Below are 2,186 nucleotides of genomic sequence, written 5' to 3' on the forward strand. Positions count from 1 at the left end.
GAAACATTTAACATTCTAGAGAAGGTCCTTTTGAGCGCATTTCGTCGACTAGAGTGACGCCGAACTCGTCACTGTGTGGTAGCTGCATTGACCTCCTCCTGTTTCTTGTGGAAGATGACGACGTCCTTGAAATACATGTTGGGAGTGTAGAAGTCCTTTCCGTAGATGGGGCGATCGAAGGGGTATCCCAGGGGCTTGTCATCGGGATATTTGCGGTTGGGTCCAACTCCGCAGTAGCTGAACGACTTGTAATTGTATGGTTCAAAGTCATGTGCGTCCTGCTGGACGTATGGTGTGACGATGACGTAGAAGGTGTAGGCCTGGCCACCCTTCTTACCTCTAGGCAGGAGGAGACGCTCTGGGTATCCACAGTAGCGCTGACTCCTGTCGATGTAGAACTGGTCTCTTCCTTGGTAGGCATCTTCCACTTTCCTGAACAGGGTTCTGTAGCTGGGATAGTCGGGAGTGACGACATAAGAGTCTCGTGAATTCCTCTGGATTGTTGTCTGACCGGCTTGAACTTTGTATGGGAAGCGGTCGAGCTCCACGAAGTAGTGTCTGCGGTCGTTGATGTTGTACTCGCGGCCCAAATAGTCGTACTTGGGACCCAGGAATACGCGCACGTACACATCCTGTGCCTTGTCACTGGTCACATCGACTGTGTAGGTGAAGGGCTTGTGGTTGAGACGGGTCTGCCTTGCACGGTAGTCGACGTACTGACCGTCCTCAGGCGTCTTAACGTTTACGACGTTGTCAAGATCGATATCGAAGTAGTCGAAGTAGGTGATGAGCTTGCTAACTTCAACATTCACGACCTTAACTCCGGGGTATACGAGCTCATCATAGGTGTAGCGGGGCAGATAGTTCTTGTATCTTTGGAAGAAATAGTTGACGCGCTTGAGGATCTGGTAGTTAGCTGGGTCTCTCAGAGCTGTGTAGATGTTTTGCAGAGCGCTTGGAGCAAGCCCGTGGTTATTGTAGGGATCCACACTCTTGCCGGCTAATGCGCGGTAATAATGGTAGATTGAACCGTAGAATCTCTTGTTTACTGTTTCTCCATTGCCTTCAATCACATCACCCAAGTAGTTGATACCCTTGTAATAGTCTTCGTACAGAGGATATTTGCCTTGGTATGGTGAAAAGAAGTAGCCATAATCGATGGCGTCGTTGACACGTTTCTCGTAAGTCAGGAGGTCCTCGGGATAGTAGTAGTCGTAGTTGTTGGCATAGCCGTAGTAGTAAGTGGGCTGGTAGTTGCCGGTGTAGTAGTTGCCAGTGTAGTACTCATTATTGCCGGTGTAGTAGTTTCCGTAGTAATAACTGTTGCCGTTGTAATCGTAGGAATTTTGTCTGCTGTACTCGTATGGACGGACTGGCACTTCCTGACCATTAGGATATCGCAGATTGGGGTTGTATGCGGTCTGGAAGGGACGGTCGTAGTAGTAGGGCTCGACGTCGGGCAGGTCCCAGGACAGGCGCTCCAGGTAGTAGCGAGCATAGATCTGCTGGCGCGTGTAGTAGAATTGTTCACCACGGCGGGCGAAGTTCAGGCCGTACTCGGTCTCGTTGAGGAAGGTCGGGTAGTTGTAGAAATAGTAAGCATAGTAGGTATTGAGACCCACGTCCTCTCTGTAGTAGTTAAGGAGCTGCTCGGGGTTGTATACAGTGTAGTTAGCTGGGAACACGTACGTCTTTGGGGAAGTCAGACCCACATCTCTCTCTCTGGTCTCATATGCCTTCTGAATTACATCAGCCTCCACGAAGAGATAGGGATAGATCTCATAGGGAGGTGGCAGTACGATATCATTGAGGTGCTCGCGTTGGAAGGTGGCAACACTGAAGGCATACAAGAACTGGCCTTCGTTCACGCGATCACGGGCCCAGCATGCGGTCTTATAGAAGGTGTCGTAGTCATTGGCGTAGTAGAAGAGGTCAAACAGTAGCTTGGTCTCGTAGCGCTGGGTGCTGTAGTAGGGCGAATATGGCACCCCACGTGGCAGCATGCCAGCCTTGTATATGGCCAGGAACTGCTTCACAACTTGTGGGTTCTTGTAGTTATTGATGTTACCCTCGACATCATAAGAGTTTCCAAGTTCGAACTGGTCGGAGTAGTAGTTGGGTTGTTGGATACGAACCAGGAGCCTTAGGAAGTCTCTCTGCCTCTGCAAGAACGGCTTATCGCCCCG

General features: G+C 50.3%; 1 protein-coding gene. It reads right to left on the minus strand.

What is annotated here, in order from left to right; all coding sequences use genetic code 11:
* Positions 1–68: 68 nt before the first annotated feature.
* On the minus strand, positions 69–2,186 hold a 2,118-nt coding region (locus DL238_RS15870), incomplete at its 5' end, for a hypothetical protein (protein WP_199798071.1).

The organism is Alteriqipengyuania lutimaris (assembly GCF_003363135.1).
Lineage (GTDB): Bacteria > Pseudomonadota > Alphaproteobacteria > Sphingomonadales > Sphingomonadaceae > Alteriqipengyuania > Alteriqipengyuania lutimaris.